General features: G+C 69.9%; 14 protein-coding genes. 3 read left to right on the plus strand and 11 right to left on the minus strand.

All coding sequences use genetic code 11. The features are described from left to right. Positions 1-100 precede the first annotated feature (100 nt). The 3 genes from K6U06_RS08645 to K6U06_RS08655 are packed head-to-tail and all read left to right on the plus strand — an operon-like array spanning position 101 to position 3,740. Complete coding sequence (locus tag K6U06_RS08645) at positions 101-1,597, plus strand: FAD-binding oxidoreductase (RefSeq protein WP_262321519.1); 1,497 nt, start codon at positions 101-103, stop codon at positions 1,595-1,597. Continuing rightward, positions 1,594-2,517 carry an FAD-binding protein gene (locus tag K6U06_RS08650; RefSeq protein WP_262321520.1) on the plus strand — a complete coding sequence of 308 codons (924 nt, stop codon included), beginning with the start codon at positions 1,594-1,596 and terminating at the stop codon, positions 2,515-2,517. Before K6U06_RS08645 ends, K6U06_RS08650 begins: the two co-directional genes overlap by 4 nt. Further along, on the plus strand, positions 2,517-3,740 hold the full coding sequence (locus tag K6U06_RS08655; RefSeq protein WP_262321521.1) for a (Fe-S)-binding protein: 1,224 nt from the start codon (positions 2,517-2,519) through the stop codon (positions 3,738-3,740). Before K6U06_RS08650 ends, K6U06_RS08655 begins: the two co-directional genes overlap by 1 nt. Before the next feature lie 33 nt (positions 3,741-3,773). Here the strand turns inward: K6U06_RS08655 and K6U06_RS08660 are convergent, their stop codons facing one another. The 11 genes from K6U06_RS08660 to K6U06_RS08710 all read right to left on the minus strand — a co-directional run bounded on the left by K6U06_RS08660 (position 3,774) and on the right by K6U06_RS08710 (position 14,940). Next, the gene (locus K6U06_RS08660; protein WP_262321522.1) at positions 3,774-4,307 is read right to left on the minus strand and encodes a hypothetical protein; all 534 of its coding nucleotides are present in this window, start codon (positions 4,305-4,307) and stop codon (positions 3,774-3,776) included. A 63-nt stretch (positions 4,308-4,370) separates the two neighbouring features. Next, complete coding sequence (locus K6U06_RS08665; protein ID WP_262321523.1) at positions 4,371-4,973, minus strand: flavin reductase family protein; 603 nt, start codon at positions 4,971-4,973, stop codon at positions 4,371-4,373. Next, positions 4,970-5,833, minus strand: coding sequence for an SDR family NAD(P)-dependent oxidoreductase (locus K6U06_RS08670; RefSeq protein WP_262321524.1), 864 nt, complete (start codon positions 5,831-5,833; stop codon positions 4,970-4,972). Before K6U06_RS08670 ends, K6U06_RS08665 begins: the two co-directional genes overlap by 4 nt. Continuing rightward, positions 5,830-6,711: an LLM class F420-dependent oxidoreductase gene (locus K6U06_RS08675; RefSeq protein WP_262321525.1), complete on the minus strand. Its 882-nt coding sequence runs from the start codon at positions 6,709-6,711 to the stop codon at positions 5,830-5,832. Before K6U06_RS08675 ends, K6U06_RS08670 begins: the two co-directional genes overlap by 4 nt. Continuing rightward, on the minus strand, positions 6,708-7,346 hold the full coding sequence (locus K6U06_RS08680; protein WP_262321526.1) for a cysteine hydrolase: 639 nt from the start codon (positions 7,344-7,346) through the stop codon (positions 6,708-6,710). Before K6U06_RS08680 ends, K6U06_RS08675 begins: the two co-directional genes overlap by 4 nt. A 122-nt stretch (positions 7,347-7,468) precedes the next feature. Next, positions 7,469-8,329, minus strand: a complete 861-nt coding sequence (locus K6U06_RS08685) for an enoyl-CoA hydratase/isomerase family protein (protein ID WP_262321527.1) — start codon at positions 8,327-8,329, stop codon at positions 7,469-7,471. 107 nt (positions 8,330-8,436) lie between these two features. Next, positions 8,437-10,803 (minus strand): xanthine dehydrogenase family protein molybdopterin-binding subunit, encoded by a 2,367-nt coding sequence (locus tag K6U06_RS08690; RefSeq protein WP_262321528.1) that lies wholly within the window; start codon positions 10,801-10,803, stop codon positions 8,437-8,439. Continuing rightward, positions 10,800-11,309, minus strand: a complete 510-nt coding sequence (locus K6U06_RS08695; protein ID WP_262321529.1) for a (2Fe-2S)-binding protein — start codon at positions 11,307-11,309, stop codon at positions 10,800-10,802. The genes K6U06_RS08690 and K6U06_RS08695 overlap by 4 nt, the downstream gene beginning before the upstream one ends. Then, positions 11,306-12,163 carry an FAD binding domain-containing protein gene (locus tag K6U06_RS08700; protein WP_262321530.1) on the minus strand — a complete coding sequence of 286 codons (858 nt, stop codon included), beginning with the start codon at positions 12,161-12,163 and terminating at the stop codon, positions 11,306-11,308. The genes K6U06_RS08695 and K6U06_RS08700 overlap by 4 nt, the downstream gene beginning before the upstream one ends. A 298-nt stretch (positions 12,164-12,461) precedes the next feature. After that, entirely contained in the window at positions 12,462-14,264 is a 1,803-nt protein-coding gene (locus K6U06_RS08705) for a DNA polymerase ligase N-terminal domain-containing protein (RefSeq protein WP_316044704.1), read from the minus strand. Then, a complete protein-coding gene (locus K6U06_RS08710; RefSeq protein WP_262321531.1) occupies positions 14,236-14,940 on the minus strand; it encodes a TetR/AcrR family transcriptional regulator in 705 nt (234 codons plus the stop codon). Before K6U06_RS08710 ends, K6U06_RS08705 begins: the two co-directional genes overlap by 29 nt. Positions 14,941-15,189 lie beyond the last annotated feature (249 nt).

A 15,189-nucleotide genomic window follows, 5' to 3' on the forward strand; every position in this document is an offset into this window, starting at 1 on the left:
GCTCCTCCCGCCCCAGGCGGGCGGTCGGGGTGAGTTTGTCAGGAACGGGGGGCGACGCGCCGTATCTGCCGCCTCCCTTCAAAGGTAGAGTCCGTTCATCATGGCGACAGTCGGCCGGCGGGGATCGCTCTTTCGATTGAGGCGCGCCGGGGGTACGCCGGTCGGGCCCGACGGCGCGCTGGTCGCGGCGCTTGCCGGCGCGCTCAGCCCGGACCGGGTACGCAACGACAGCGCCGAACGGTCGTTGCTGGCCCGCGACGCGTCGGTGTTCAAAGGGGGCCTGTCCGGACCGATCTGTTTTCCCACCTCCACCGCCGAAGTGCAGGCGATCATGCGCATCTCCCTCGCTTACGGCCGGGCCGTCGTACCCCGCGGCGCCGGCACCGGGCTGGCCGGCGGCGCCATCCCTCTCGGCGCGCCGGTGGTCGTGTCCACCACCAAGATGAACCGGATCCTGGAGGTCGACCTCGACGACCGAGTGGCGTGGGTGGAGCCCGGAGTTGTCAACCTCGACCTGTCCAATCACCTCCGGCCGCTCGGGTTCCACTTCGCACCCGACCCCTCCAGCCAGCAGGCGTGCACCATCGGGGGCAACGTGGCCAACAACTCCGGCGGACCTCACTGCCTGGCCTACGGGGTCACCAGCCATCACGTCGTCGCGCTCGACGTCGTCCTACCCGACGGCGACGTGGTGACCCTCGGCGGCGTCGACCCCGAGCCCGGCGGCTACGACCTGCGCGGCGCGTTCGTCGGCGGCGAGGGGACCCTAGGCATCGCCACCAGGATCGCGGTGCGCATCACGCCCAACCCGCCGGCGGTGCGGACCCTGCTCCTGGCGTTCGACTCGATCGAGGGAGCAGCCACCACGGTCAGCGATGTCATCGCGGCGGGGATCGTGCCCGCCGCGATGGAGGTGATGGACCGGCTCATCACCCGAGCCGTGGAGAACTTCGTGCACGCCGGCTATCCCGACGCGGCCGCGGTGTTGCTGGCTGAGGTCGACGGCATGGAGGCCGGTACCGCCATCGACGCCGAGCGGATCGCCGCGATCGGCCGGGCCAACGGCGCTATCAGTGTGCGGGTCGCGGCCGACGACGAGGAGCGGGCCCGGCTTTGGAAGGGACGCAAGACCGCTTTCGGCGCGGTAGCCCAGATCGCCCCGTCGTACTACCTGCACGACACCGTCGTTCCCCGTTCTGCGCTGGCCTCGGTGCTGCGGTCGGTCTACGCGATCGGCGAAGCCCACCAGCTGACCATCGTCAACGTCTTCCATGCCGGCGACGGCAACCTCCACCCGCTGATCCTGTTCGATCCGCTCGAGCCAGGCGTGCTGGAGCGGGTCCACGCTGCGGGAGCCGAGATCGTGGCGGCGTCGCTCGACGCCGGCGGTGTCCTCTCCGGCGAGCACGGAATCGGCGTCGAAAAGCGCGACTACATGCACCTGATGTTCGGGCCGGACGACCTGGATCACCAGAACCGGCTGCGCCGGGCGTTCGACCCGATGTGTCGCGCTAACCCGGGCAAGGTGATCCCAAGCTCGCACAGCTGCGCGGACATCCAAGCTCTTCGTTCGGTCCCCACCGGGGTGTGGGGGTGACCGCCCGAGCAGTGGCCGCGCTCGACGACTTCGCAGCCGAGGTCGGCACCGTCGGGACGGTCGCGGTCGAAGGGTGCCGCACCCGTTGGAGCGCCGGCGGTCCACCCGAGCCCGGAGCGAGGCTCGTGCGGGCCCCGGAGGGCGTCCTCGAGCACCGTCCTGAGGAGATGACCGTACGGGTCCGCGCTGGTACAGCCGTCGCAGAGCTGCACTCGGCGCTCGCGGAGAAGGGGCAGCGCAGCGCCCTCCCAGAGCGGGGCGGTACCGTCGGCGGGGCGCTGGCGGTCGGCGAGGACGACCTGTCGGTCCTCGGTCGGGGCCGGGTGCGCGACGCGCTGCTCCAGGTCCGCTACGTCTCCGCGGACGGGCGGGTTGTGACCGGAGGCGGACCGACGGTGAAGAACGTCTCCGGCTTCGACCTGCCTCGACTCTTCGTCGGCTCCCTCGGCACGCTGGGGCTGATCGGCGAGGTCATCCTCCGCACCAACCCGATCCCGCCGGCGTCCGAGTGGCTGTCGTCGCCGGACGCGGATCCCTTCGCCGTGGCCGCGTCGCTCCACAAGCCAGGAGCCGTCCTGTGGGACGGCGTCCGGACATGGGTGCAGCTGGAAGGGCATGCCGACGACGTCGGCGCGCAGGCCCGCGCCCTCGAGACGCTCGGGTCGTGGGAGCCCGCCAGCGGACCCCCCGAGGTTGGCCCGCACCGCTGGTCGCTGCGTCCCGGTGAACTGCGCGGCGTGCCCGACCGGATCGCCGGGGACTGGGTAGCGTCGATCGGGGTCGGCACCGTGTTCGCCTCCGAGGCCCCACCCCTCCGGTCGCTGGCTGGCGGGCTTGGCCGGCTGGCGAAGCGCATGAAAGCCGAGTTCGACCCGACCGGCCGACTCAACCCCGGACGGCATCCCGGCGGCGGGATCTGATGGATCTGCACATCCCCGCCGATGAGCTCAGCCGGTGTGTCCAATGCGGGCTGTGCCTGCCTCACTGCCCGACGTTCCGGGTGAGCGGCGACGAGAGCCAGTCCCCACGCGGCCGGATCGCCCTCATGCGAGCCGTGCAGGACGGAGGCGCGCCGGTGACCGGCGAAGTCCGCGCCGCCTGGGAGTCGTGCGTGCAGTGCCGCGGGTGCGAGACCGCCTGCCCGAGCGGGGTCCACTACGGCCTTCTCATGGAGCTGACCCGAGAGTCGCTCGCCGACGCCCGCATCGTCACCCCCCGGTGGCAGCGGGCGGGGTTCACGGTCCTGCGCCGACCGCGGGTGCTGCGGGCTGCCAGCCGGGTGTTGGCCGCGGCGCAGCGGGTGGGACTGGTCCCGGCGCGTCTCGGCCTGCCGCGCCTGCCGCTGCGAGCGCAACCGCTGCGCACGTCGGGATACGACGTCCATCTCGTAACCGGCTGCGTGATGGACGCGTGGCAGCGAGACGTCCACCGCGACACGCAGCAGGTGCTCGAGGCGGCCGGCTTCGGTGTGCACCCCACCGGCGACGCTGTGCCGTGCTGCGGCGCCCTGCACGTCCACGCCGGCCTCGGAGACCCGGCCCGTGCCATGGCCAGCCAAGCGATCGCGGCCATTCCGGGCGACGCTCCCATCCTGGTCGACTCCGCGGGGTGCGGCGCGGCGATGAAGGACTACGGCAACCTGCTCGGGACCGAGGAGGCCCGCCGCTTCGCCGCTCGGGTCCACGACGTGGGCGAGTGGTTGGCCGGCCACCTTGACCGCCTGCCGGACGTCGACCCGCTGGCGCTTCGCGTCGCAGTCCAAGACCCGTGCCACCTGCGCCACGTGCAGCGGGTCCACCACTCGACCCGTACGGTGCTCGCCCCTTACGTGCGCGACCTGGTCGAGCTGGACGACGAGGGGCTGTGCTGCGGCGCAGGGGGCGCCTACTCGCTGCTTCAGCCCGCCATCGCCGGGCGGATCAGGGACCGCAAGGTGTCCAGCATCGCCCGGGCCACGCCCGATGTCGTGGCCAGCGCCAACCCGGGCTGCGCCATGCACCTCGCCGGCGCCGGCGTGCCCACCGTCCACCCGATGACGCTGATCGCCCGGGCGCTCGACGGGCGCGGCTACAAGCCTCCCGGAGGGATCCAAGGGCGGAGGAGCTGCCACCAGGTTTCGCGCGTCGACGTCCCCCGGCGGTAGCGACTCTGAGCGTCGCCCCGCTAAGAGGGAGGGTCAGACGCGCTCGCCGAACGTCATGTCATCGATTCGGCGGATGACCGGTATCTCGTCTTCTCGGCCGAACCATGAAGGGCGAGCCTGGTGGCCGTCCTCCGGGCGGGCCCATTCGACGTCGCCCCAGTGTCGACGGGACAACTGCTGAGGAAAGTCAGGGTCGATCGCCTGGCACGCTTTCCAGTACCCCTTGGCGTAGCGGGTCATTTCCGCAAGGATCCACCAGTCTTCCTCCGAACTCCACTTCCCGTCGCCGGCGTAGTGGATGATCTGCAGTGAGGGGAACTCGAAGGGAGGCTGGGCCGGGTCGGGATGATCCGCTCGGTTGATCCCCTTCCAGACGATGCGGTCGCCGTCGATGTTGTACCACTCAAGGGCGGTGTAGCAGTGGCGGCCGTACATCATGGTGGTCTCGAGGAACATCTGGATCTCCGACGGCCCGCGGAACCGGCCGTAGTGGTGATCGAAGTACACCGCGTCATCGGTGAACAGCTGCGACCACGCAATCCAGTCTTCGTACACAGGTCCGGTCATGAAGTAGTGCCGGAACGCACCCTCTATCTCGTCTCTTGAAGCATTTCCCATCGGTGTCCCCCTTCAGTCCGTCGAGATCGCGGTCGCTTCGAGGCCGCGCATGACGCGGCAGTGGTTGATCTGTGCCTCGTGGTTGTCCTCGTACTCGTCGGTCCACTTCCGGCCCAACGCGCTCCACGCCTCGCCTATTAGGAGCTTGCTGCCCCGGTGGAGACGTTCGGCGCTGACTACGTCACCGACGAAGATGGTGTTCTCGTCGTTGTCGAGGCTCCCCGTCACGCGTGCTTCGACATAGCCCAAAGCATCGAGGAGGACAGGCGCGCCGGTAACGCCCGTCCGGGTGCGCAGTGCTCCCAACTTGTCACCGTCGCGCCCGGAGCGCCCCGCCAGGGCCCGGATGATGGCGAGGGAGGCCCCGAGCCGTTCGGGGCCGCCACCAAGCACGTGCAGGGTGAACACGCCGCTGCGAAGCACCATGTCGTGGCTGAAGTTGTACTTGGTGATGCTGACTGTGACTCTGGGCGCCTCGGGCACCACGCTTGCCGGGCCGCCCGAAAGCGTGATGAGCCCGTTGGTCCGGGTCCCGTCGATGGTGGTGACGGCGACGGGCACAGGATGCAGCCCCGCGGTCACGAACGCCGACGCCTCGAGCGAGTTGGGATTCATGTCGCACTCCCTGGGGCTGCGGTCGGAGCCAGCCAGCCGGCGGTCATTCCTGTGATGGTCTCGCCGGTCAGGTCGGACAGCTTCTTGCCGATCAGGCGGGACAAGGCTTTGCTGGTCTGGTACCGCAGCACCGGTGACGGCTGAGCGGCGACATCGACGATCACGTCCGCCACCTCCTCGGTGCTCTGCGCCCGCGAGTAACCGGCGCTGGTGACCCGTTGGAACTGCTCCCAGAGTGGTTGGAGCGTCTCGTCGGGGGCGCGCCCGGCACGGCCTCCGGACTTCTCGACGAATCGGCCCTGGACCGGCCCCGGCTCCACGAGGCTGAGGCGGACCCCCCAAGTCGCAGCGACGGGCCACAGGGACTCGTAAAGCCCCTCCAGGGCGCACTTCGCTGCGCAATAGGCATCGTTGAACGGCTGTCCGAACACGCCGGCCATGCTGGAGACAGCGATGATGTGGCCGTGCCCGGCGGCGCGCATGGCGGGGAGCACTGCCTTGGTGAGCCGGGCCACGCCGATGAAGTTGACGTCGAGGGACCGTTGGAGGTGGCTGAGCTCCAACTCGACCAGCGAGCCTGTGAACCCCACTCCGGCGCTGTTGACGACCAGGTCGATCCCCTCCGCAGCGAGCCGCCCGACGCAGCGGTCCACCGACTCGTCACTGGTGATGTCCAGCTCCGATACGACTAGATCGGTTGCGCCGGCTGCCTGGGCCCCAGCCCGCAGATCGTCGGCCCGGGCCAGACTGCGGACCGTGGCTTCGACCCGGTAGCCGCGCCGGCTGAGAGCCAAGGCGGTGGCCAGGCCGATGCCGCTGCCGGCGCCGGTCACCAAGGCGACGGGCCGGTCCGTCGTCATCCGCGCTCGCCCACCGGCCGGACATCGCCGAGGCGGTCGACCCACTCCGCGCAGCGCTTAGCTAGGTCGCCTCGCTCCAGCCGGTGCGCCGGAAGCAAGATTCGGTCCACGCCCCACGCGGCCAGATCCTCGATGGCGGCCGAAGGGTCACCCCGTCTTAGCCCCTCGTGGCTGGCGGTGACCTCGAGCGTCATCGGGTCGCGGCCATGCTCCGCAGCGGTCTTGCGCATCAGCCTGACCAGCTCCGGGATGTCACCGCCAAGAGGAACGAAGCCGTCACCGATGCGTCCCGCCCGCCTGGCAGACGCGGGCGAGTGCCCGCCGACGATGATGGGGACGGCCCGGCTCGGCGGCTTCGGGTTGGAGCTCATCCCCGAGAACGAGACGAAGGGACCGTGGTAGGAGGCGTCGTCCTCGGCCCACAGGACCCGCATGGCCGCGATGTAGTCGTCGGTCCGCCGGCCCCGGTCAGCGAACGGCACCCCGAGCGCCTTGAACTCCTCCTCGAGCCAGCCGACGCCGACCCCGAGCAGCACTCGGCCGCCCGAGAGGAAGTCAAGGGTTGCGACCTCCTTGGCCATGACGCCAGGGTGGCGCTGGGGCACGATCGTGATGCCGGTAGCCAGCCGGATCGTAGAGGTCCGAGCGCCGACCCAGGTGAGCCAGACGAAGGGGTCCGGTAAGCGCGTGTCGGCGTCGCCGGGCATCTTGCCGCCCTCGGCGTAGGGGTACGCCGAGGCGTAGCCCGTAGGCCAGAGGACGTGCTCCGCGGTCCAGAGCGACTCGATGCCGGCCACCTCAGCCGCCTGGGCAAGCTCGGACGCGGCCTCGGGCTCGGCGAAGCGCCCGGTGTTGGCGGCGAGGATACCGACCTTCACGACCCTGCCTTGGCAGTGGCGTCGGATCCGGCCTTCCACCAGGCGAGGATGTCGTCGACTGGCGCGACGGTGGCGATGAACGGGAGAGTGTGGCGGAGCATCGAGACGACGTGCTCGGGCGGCGAGCCGGCGACGGCGTCGCTCGGAATTATCACATCGAAGTCCTCGTCGACCGCCTCGGTGGCGGCGACGGGCAACGCCACGTTGACCGAGATACCGGCCATCACCAGGGTGCGGATGCCGATGTTGCGCAGCAGCTTGAACGTCTCGGTCCCGTAGGTCGGGGACAGGCCGGTGTGGCGGGTCAAGACCAGGTCGTCGGGCCCCACACCGATCTGCGGGATCGGCTGGGTCGCCGGATGGCCGGGACCCCACGCCGCCTGTCGCTCGAGCAGCCGGGCGAACAGCGGCGGCCGACGGTTGGAGGATCGGTTGCCGGCGACAGGTGCGTAGGTCAGGTGGACCACCTGAGCCCCGGCCTCCCGGGCCCCTACGGCGAGGCGCCCCAAAGCCGGGATGATGGGTTGGGCCGCCTGCGCGATCGTCTTCATGATCGTCTCTGCGCCGAGAAGCCCGTTTTGGCACTCGACGAAAAGCACCGCTGTCGATCTCGGATCCAAGCCGCCCCCCTGCATGGCCAGGAGCTTATCGTTCTAGCTGACGGAAGCGTCAAGTCGGGGCGGTGACGAGGAGACGCGACGTGACCGACCACAGGCGGCCGCCAGATCCGAGGGGAGAGGCGCGGGCGCCGGCTGGGTCAGGAGCCCGGAGGGGGATCGCCGGCCGGCATGCTGAGCAGGCTGGCTTCCTCCCGAAACGTTTGCCACATGGTCTGCTCCCACGCGGCGTTCAGCTGGCCTTTGATGTGGCCCACCCGACCGCTCAGATCCCGTGCCGGGGTGCCGGCGGCCGGCCCCCTCCCGGGCGGCCCGAGGGTCGCCAGGCGCGAAGCGACCTCAGCAACGGTGGCCTCCAGCTCCTCAGACGGCACGCAACGGTTGATCAGGCGCCAGGCTTCGGCCTGGCGAGCCGGTAGGGGCTCGCCCAGCAAGGCCATCTCCTTCGCCAATGGCAAGCTCAACGATCTGGTCAGCAGCCAGGCGGCGCCACCCTCGAGGGGTAGCCCGATCCGCCCGAAGATCTCCCAGAACGTGGCGTTCTCCGAGGCGTAGATCAGGTCGCAGGCCAGGGCTAACTGGCAGCCGCCGCCGACGGCAGGCCCGTTCACTGCTGCTATGAACGGGGTGTCGCTGCGCCAGATAGCCTCGAAGAGCCGGTACCAGCCGTAGAGGATCCCGTCGTCTCGCCCCGCGGTGGCCGTCCGGATCCGGTCGGCCGGGATCTCGAAGAACCCACCTGGCTGGCGAAGATCGGCGCCGGCGCAGAAGGTAGTACCGACGCCTGTGATCACCGCTGCCTTGACGCCCTTGTCCTCGGATGCATCGTGGATGGCGGCGAGCAGCGCGTCCCGTAAGCCCATCCCGTCGGGGCCGTGGCCGCCGGGATAGTGGTCCATGGCGTTGCGACGATCCGGGCGGTTGAGTCGCAACCAAGCCACGCCGTCCGCCACCTCGTAGCGCAAGCCAGCCTTGTCCCAGGCATCGATGTTTGTGGTCATGTTCCTCTCCCGTATTGGGCCCGGCGTGACATACCGCGTCTCGTGCAGTGTCTCGGCGTCCCCGGTCCCGGCGCCAGGGCCCGTGGTCGGGGGCAGGTGTCAGCGTCTCACGTAGCAACTGCTCGCAATAGGTCTCTGATCTGCGAAGGCCCGAGAGGGAAGTCTGTCGGGTGCACGCCGAGGTGAGCGACGGCGTCGTGGATGGCGTTGGCCACCGTTGGCGGAGACACGATCGCGCCTCCTTCGCCCATACCTTTGTAGCCCCCCAGGGAGGCCGACATGGTCTCGATGTGCCCGATCTCGATGTCGGGAATCTCCGCCGCCGACGGCACCAGGTAGTCGAGGAAGGTGGTCGTGAGCGGGTTGCCTTCCCCGTCGTAGGCGAAATGCTCGTAGAGGACCCCGCCGATCCCTTGAACGACCCCGCCGGCGATCTGGCCTTCCACGACCATCGGGTTGATCATCTTTCCGCAGTCCTCAGACACGATGTAGCGCAGGATCTTCACCATGCCCGTCTCGCGGTCGACTTCGACGGTGCAGGCGTGCGCGGCGTTGGACCAGGTGAACATCCCCGGGGGACGGAAGCGGGCCGTGACCTCGAGGCCGCACTCCATGTCGGGCGGCAGCGAGTCGGGCGCCATGTGGGCCACCGACGCAACCTGTGCGAAGGGGACCGCCTTGCTCGGGGTTCCCCTTACCGATACGACCGACGCGTTGACCTCCATGTCCTCGGGCGACGCCTCGAGAAGGTGGGCGGCAATCTGGACGATCTTTTCCCGCAGGCGCATCGAAGCGGTCTGGGCGGCGCCGCCGGCGATGACTGCGCTGCGGCTCCCGCCGGTGCCGGGACCGGTTGGGCTCGTAGCCGTGTCTCCTTGGATCAGCACCACGTCGGCGATGTCGCAACCGAGTGTGTCGGCCACGATCTGGGGGATGGTGGTCTCCAGGCTGTGGCCATGGTTGCCTGTCGACATGGAGATGATCACCCGGCCTGTGGGGTCCATCTGGAGGACAGCCAAGTCCGACGACAGCATGCCGAACGCGATGGCGCTGGGCTCGAGGTAAACGCCTAGGCCCATCCCGAGCAGCCGGCCCTCCGCGCGGGCGGCGGCCTGCTCGGCGCGGAAGGCCTCAACATCGAGCATCTCGAGAGCCTGTTGCATGGTCTCACTCGGTGTGACGTTCTCGTACACCAGGGTCATGCAGTTGGTGTAGGGAAACTCGTCCGCGCTGAGGATGTTGCGCCGGCGGAACTCCAGGGGGTCCATGCCGATCTCTCGCGCGACGTGGTCCATCATCTGCTCCCGAGCCACGGTCTCCATCATCCACGGGCCTCGGTACGCCTGCTTGCCGACGGTATTGGTGAACACTGCCGTCGACGCGGGCAGCACGACCGGGAATCGGTACGGGCCCGGGAAGACGCCCATCGCCATGGAGGCGGAGGACCCGGTCCCGGAGGGGAACGCACCGACGTCTTCGAAGAAGTGCACCTTCGCCCCGAGGATCGTGCCCGCCGCGTCAACCGCCATCGTGACCTCGACCGCTTCCTGGCGCGCCTGGTTGGCGGCGGTCAGGTTTTCCTGGCGGTCCTCAACCCACTTCACCGGGCGATCCCCGATCAAGTGGGCAGCGAGGATCACCGCGGCCTCGTCGCGAGAGAGCATCATCTTCTGGCCGAACCCGCCGCCGACGTCGTTGGCGATGGCCCTGACGCGGGGCTCGGGCAGTCCGGTCAGTCGGGCCGCCGAAGACTTCACCTCGCTTACGCTTTGGGTAGCCGCCCAGATCTGCATGTCGCCGGCGAAGCGGTTGTAGTGGACCACGATCCCGCGCGGTTCCATCGGGACATTGGTGGCCCGGGCCTGGCGGAACGTACGGGTGACGACGTGTGGCGCGGTGGCGAACATCGCCTCCACCTCGGGCACATCGGGCATCGGCACGGCCTCGGAGACGTTGGTTCCGGAGGCCATCTCGGGATGGACGAGGATCGGGTTGGTGCCGGCGTCGTAACCGAGTACCGGCGTCCCAGGATCGATGTCGACCTCGATCAGCTCTGCGGCGTCCTCCGCCACGTAGCGGCTCTCGGCGACGATGATCACGATCGGGTCGCCGACGAAGCGCACGTCGCCGTGGGCCAGCGGTCGCACAGGGGGATAGGGCGTCTGGCCTCCCATCTCGGGAGGCGGCCCGAGCATGCTGTGCCAGAACTGGTGGACGCGGGGGTTGATGTCGGAGCCGGTCAGCACCGCCCGCACGCCGGGGAGAGCTGCCGCGGCCTTGGTCTCGATCCGGGTGATCCTTCCACGGGCGACCGGCGAGCGGACGAACGCGGCGTGCAGCATCCCCGGCAGCTGGATGTCGTCTACATAGCGACCGTGCCCGGTGAGGAGGCGAGGATCCTCGATGCGGGCGACCCGCTGTCCCACGTAGCGACCGGCCGCCGAATGGGAACTCGTCCCGGTGGTTGTGCTCATGCCGTCGGTCCTGACCCGGGACGCCCTCCCGCAACAGCCGCGCCTCGTGATGAGAGGCGGGCCGCGTTGACGATACCCTGGTAGCCGGTACAGCGGCATAGGTTGCCCGAGAGCGCCACCCGCAGATCCTCATCGTCGGGTTGGTCGTGGTCGGCCAGGTACGCCGTCATGGACACGACGACGCCGGGCGTACAGAACCCGCACTGCAAGCCGTGGCACTCCTGCATGGCGGCCTGGAAGCGGTTGAGCGTGCCGTCGCCGCCCGCCAGCCCTTCGACGGTCGTGATTTCCGAGCGATCCAGCTGTATGGCGAAGAGAAGGCACGAACGAACGGCCTGCCCGTCGAGCAGCACGGTGCACGCACCGCAGGCCCCGTGCTCACAGCCGACGTGTGTGCCGGTGAGGTGCAGGTCCTCCCGGAGGACATCAGAGAGCAGCTTGCGGGCCTCGACGGCGACGGCGTGCCGTTCGCCGTTGACGGTGAGGTTGATCGGGACGAGGGTCATAAACAGGCCTCTTCGATTGCGGCAGCGAGCGCTCGCCTTACGACGACCGCGGCTACCTCCTTGCGGTACATGGCGGTGGCGTGCACGTCGCCGGGCGGGTCGATGTCGGCCGCGGCCAGGGCGGCGGCCTCCCCGATGGAGGCGCCCCCGGTGAGCGCGACCTCGGCGTCGTGGGCTCGGACCGGCGTAGAGCCGACCCCGAAGAGGCCGATGGCGCAGCGCACGACCCGCAGATCCTCGTCGAGGCCGACGCCGACCGCGGCGCCGGCCAGGGCGAAATCGCCGTGGCGGCGGGCGATCTCCTCGACCGCGAAGCCGCAGCGGCCACCCCAAGAGGGAAAGTCGACCGAGATGAGGATCTCCCCGTCGCCTATCGCGGTCTCCCACGTCGAGAGGAAGAACTCGTCGGCGGCGATGATGCGGACGCCGGCCGGCCCGCTCACCTCGAGCGTCGCGTCGAGAGCTAACGCCACGGCCGGCAGCTCGCTAGCGGGATCGGCGTGCGCGATGGACCCCCCAACGGTGCCTCGGTTGCGGATCTGGAAGTGGCCGATGTGCGGGAGAGCCCTGGCCAGGAGGGGAGCTCCGACAGCGACGTCGGGACTCCGCTCGGCCGCAGCCTGGCGTACCACCGCCCCGACGCGCACCGTGCCACTGGAGCGCTCGATGGTGCCCAGGCCGGCGATCCGGTTGAGGTCCACCAAGTGCTCGAAGCTGGTCAGGCGCAGGTTGAGCATCGGGACGAGGCTCTGACCACCGGCCAGGACCTTGGCATCGTCGCCGTGCGCCTCGAGTAGGCCGACGGCCTCGCCGACAGACTCCGGAGCGTGGTACTGGAACGCTCTCGGTTTCAATGATCCCCCTTTTGCGCCAGCCTCAGAACGTCGTTCTGCGTCGGTGTACCCTACCTCCCGGCTCGCGTTGGCGGCGGGGCCTGCGTCGGGGCCCCTTCATGCGGGAGGATGGAGGGGAAAGTGCTTCCCGCGCCGGACCTGTGGCGGAGGAGAAGGGCGTGGCGCGAGAACCGCAGGCTCTGCCAGCGCACCCCGGGTCCTGCGCGGCCTTTCCGGCCGAGGTCTGGCGCCACTTCCACCTGGCGCCCCTAGCGAACCCGGCCGTCGGGCCACCCCGCCCGCCACGTCGCTCGAAGGTTCAGGCCAGCGGCGGCAGGCGCTGATCGTGGTCGAGGACGGGGTCGAAGAGATCTCCCCTCTCCGCTATCCGGGAGCCCACAGACCGGATGGTGAAGGCGTCAGGGCGCAGGTCCGGATCGTCGAGTTCCTCCCAGTCGATGGGCGCCGATACCGGCGCGCCGGGGGCGGGTCGGGGGCTGTAGGGGGCGACCAGGGTCTTGTTGCGGACGTTCTGCGTGTAGTCGAGGCGTGCTCGGCCGCCTCGCTCGGTGACGTTCCACTTCCAGCTGACCAGCTCCGGGACGACGGCGCCTACGGTGCGCGACAGCTGCTCCACCCAGCCGCGGGTCGCCTCGAAGGTCGGGCCCCGCTCGATCGGGATCCAGATCTGCATGCCCCGCCGCCCGGTGACCTTGGCCCGAGCCCGGACGCCCAGGTGGTCGAGGGCGGTGCGGTGCAGCCGGGCCAGGATCAAGAGGTCTTCCCAAGAGGTGCCTTCACCGGGGTCCAGGTCGATCAGCGCGTAGTCCGGTAGGTCGGGCCGGTCGACCCGCGAGGTCCACCCGTGCCACTCGATCGCACCGAAATTGGCTGCCCACAGCAGTGCCGCTGGCTCTTCGACCACCAGGTAGGTTCGGCTCTCGCCTGCTTTGGCTTCGGGGTTATCCCATCGAGGTAGCCATTTGGGGGCGTGCGAGGGCAGCTCCTTGTGCCAGAACCCTGGTGACCCCGCACCGTTGGGGAACCGGTGCATGTTGAGCGCTCGGCCCGCCAGGTAGCTCACCAGCAGTGGGGCGACGGTGGCGCTGTAGCGGAGGAGGTCCCGCTTGGTCACCGGTTCCTCGCCTGGGAGCGGGGGGAACAACACCTTGTCGAGGTTGGTCACCCGCAGTTGCCTTCCGAACACCTCCCACATGCCTCCGCTGCCAAGCGTGTCCAGTGCCAGCAGCTCCGCCTCGCGGGCAGGGTCGATGTGCCGGCGAGCAGAACCCGCGGCCCCAGGACCGGCCGCCTCGGGATCGCCAGCGCCGGGACCGGCCGCCTGGGGACTTGCGGCGCTCCGACGGACGGGCTGGGAGGCCTGATCCGCCGGCAGACCGGAGCGCCACTGCCGGTAAGGATCGGCGCGCACCTCGTCGTTGGTGCGCCCGCTCAGGACGCTGCGAGGGTGATCCTCGGGGTCCCAGCCCTCGATCGCGTCGTCGTCGTGTTTGTGAAGAAGAAGCCACTGCTCCTTGCCGCCATCTCCGCCGGCACCGCCGCCGCCTCCGCCCGCGCTGCGGCCGCGACCGGTCCGGATCAGCACGAACCGTCCGCGCAGCTTCTCGCCGTGCAGATCGACATGAAGCTCGCCGGCGGCCACCGCGGCGCCTGGGTCGTCGGTGCCGTGGGGCTCCCACGACCCCAGATCCCACACGATCACGTCGCCACCGCCGTACTCGCCGGCGGGGATGACACCCTCGAAGTCGAAGTACTCGAGAGGATGGTCCTCGACGTGGATCGCCGCGCGGCGCACACCGGGGTCGAGCGTCGGGCCCTTGGGCACCGCCCAGCTGGCAAGCACGCCGTCTATCTCGAGGCGGAAGTCGTAGTGCAACCGCCGCGCCCGGTGCCGTTGCACTACGAACAGCCGGTTCCCGCCAGACCCAGCGCCGGACCCGGCGCCATAGCCGGCGCTCGTCCCGCCGCCCGAAGTGACGCTGGACGCGCCGACAGAGCCGGCGCCGGGCGCTCCGCCGGAGGGTTCCGAGGTTCGCGAGAAGTCTCGCTTGGCTCGGTAAGGCGCGAGCGGATCAGCCGGGGCCAGCGCCGGACCTCCCAGGCGGAGAAGTGAAGATCCCCGGCCCCGGCACCACCTCCAACGAGGTCGCGCCCGGGTCCGCCGGCATCGCCGCCGAAAGCCCCGCCGCGGCCAGCTCGGTGAGGTAGCCGACCAGCGCCGCGCGGCTCATCGTCGGGTGGGTCAGCCAGCGGTCGGCCGCCGAGCGCACCATGCCCACCAGTCCAAACCCCCACGGCTCGGCCGCGCCGGCGTCGGCGCCGGCCTGGCGGAGCAGGTCGCCGATGACGGCAGTTATGTGGAGCCCGATGACGGTGGCGTAGTCCTCGACTGGGTCGTCGCTGACCCGACGAGGGGTGGGGGCGCCGTGGACCACGAAGGCGTAGAGCGCCGGCTCCGCCTCGAGTTGCCGGAGGTAGGCGTCGATGCCTGCAGCCAGCTTGGCGCTCGGAGTGCCGGCGGCATCGACCGCGGCGGTCACGTGGCGCACCACCGCGTCCGCCATGGACCGCCCCACCGCTCGGTGCAGGTCGGCCTTGTCGGCGAAATAGCGGTAGTAGACGGGCTTGGCCACCCCCGAGCGGCGGGCTATCTCGTCCATACCTACCGTCGGACCGTGGGCCCGCACCACCTCGACAACGGCCGCGATCAGCTCCTGGCGGCGGGCCGCCCTGTGCTCTTCCCACCGGGCCCGCCGGCCGTCACCAGCACTGACCACGAGGGTGCACGCTACCGCTGGTTGTGTGCTACTCCTGGTAACGGAATCAAACGGACGTCGCGGCACAGGCTGCGTCCCGCCCGGCGAGGTGGAAGGCCGCTCCTGGGCGGTACGAGACCGGCTGCAGCCGAGGCGGATTTCAGGACCGACAGGCGGATGTGGGGGAGCGGGAGGCGATGGCGACGAGGCGTGTTACGGCGACGAGGCGGCGGGCGGCAACGGCCGTTCAGGCCCTTGCGCCCAGCCGGG

Origin of the sequence: Acidiferrimicrobium sp. IK (assembly GCF_025499425.1) — a bacterium.
GTDB lineage: Bacteria > Actinomycetota > Acidimicrobiia > Acidimicrobiales > Palsa-688 > Acidiferrimicrobium.

Bases quoted from the DNA above. Each gene is read 5' to 3' on its own strand.
- K6U06_RS08680 (WP_262321526.1), bottom strand. From the start codon at position 7,346: ATGCAGGGGGGCGGCTTGGATCCGAGATCGACAGCGGTGCTTTTCGTC.
- K6U06_RS08665 (WP_262321523.1), bottom strand. From the start codon at position 4,973: ATGAATCCCAACTCGCTCGAGGCGTCGGCGTTCGTGACCGCGGGGCTG.
- K6U06_RS08660 (WP_262321522.1), bottom strand. From the start codon at position 4,307: ATGACCGGACCTGTGTACGAAGACTGGATTGCGTGGTCGCAGCTGTTC.
- K6U06_RS08645 (WP_262321519.1), top strand. From the start codon at position 101: ATGGCGACAGTCGGCCGGCGGGGATCGCTCTTTCGATTGAGGCGCGCC.
- K6U06_RS08690 (WP_262321528.1), bottom strand. From the start codon at position 10,803: ATGAGCACAACCACCGGGACGAGTTCCCATTCGGCGGCCGGTCGCTAC.
- K6U06_RS08695 (WP_262321529.1), bottom strand. From the start codon at position 11,309: ATGACCCTCGTCCCGATCAACCTCACCGTCAACGGCGAACGGCACGCC.
- K6U06_RS08655 (WP_262321521.1), top strand. From the start codon at position 2,517: ATGGATCTGCACATCCCCGCCGATGAGCTCAGCCGGTGTGTCCAATGC.
- K6U06_RS08685 (WP_262321527.1), bottom strand. From the start codon at position 8,329: ATGACCACAAACATCGATGCCTGGGACAAGGCTGGCTTGCGCTACGAG.
- K6U06_RS08670 (WP_262321524.1), bottom strand. From the start codon at position 5,833: ATGACGACGGACCGGCCCGTCGCCTTGGTGACCGGCGCCGGCAGCGGC.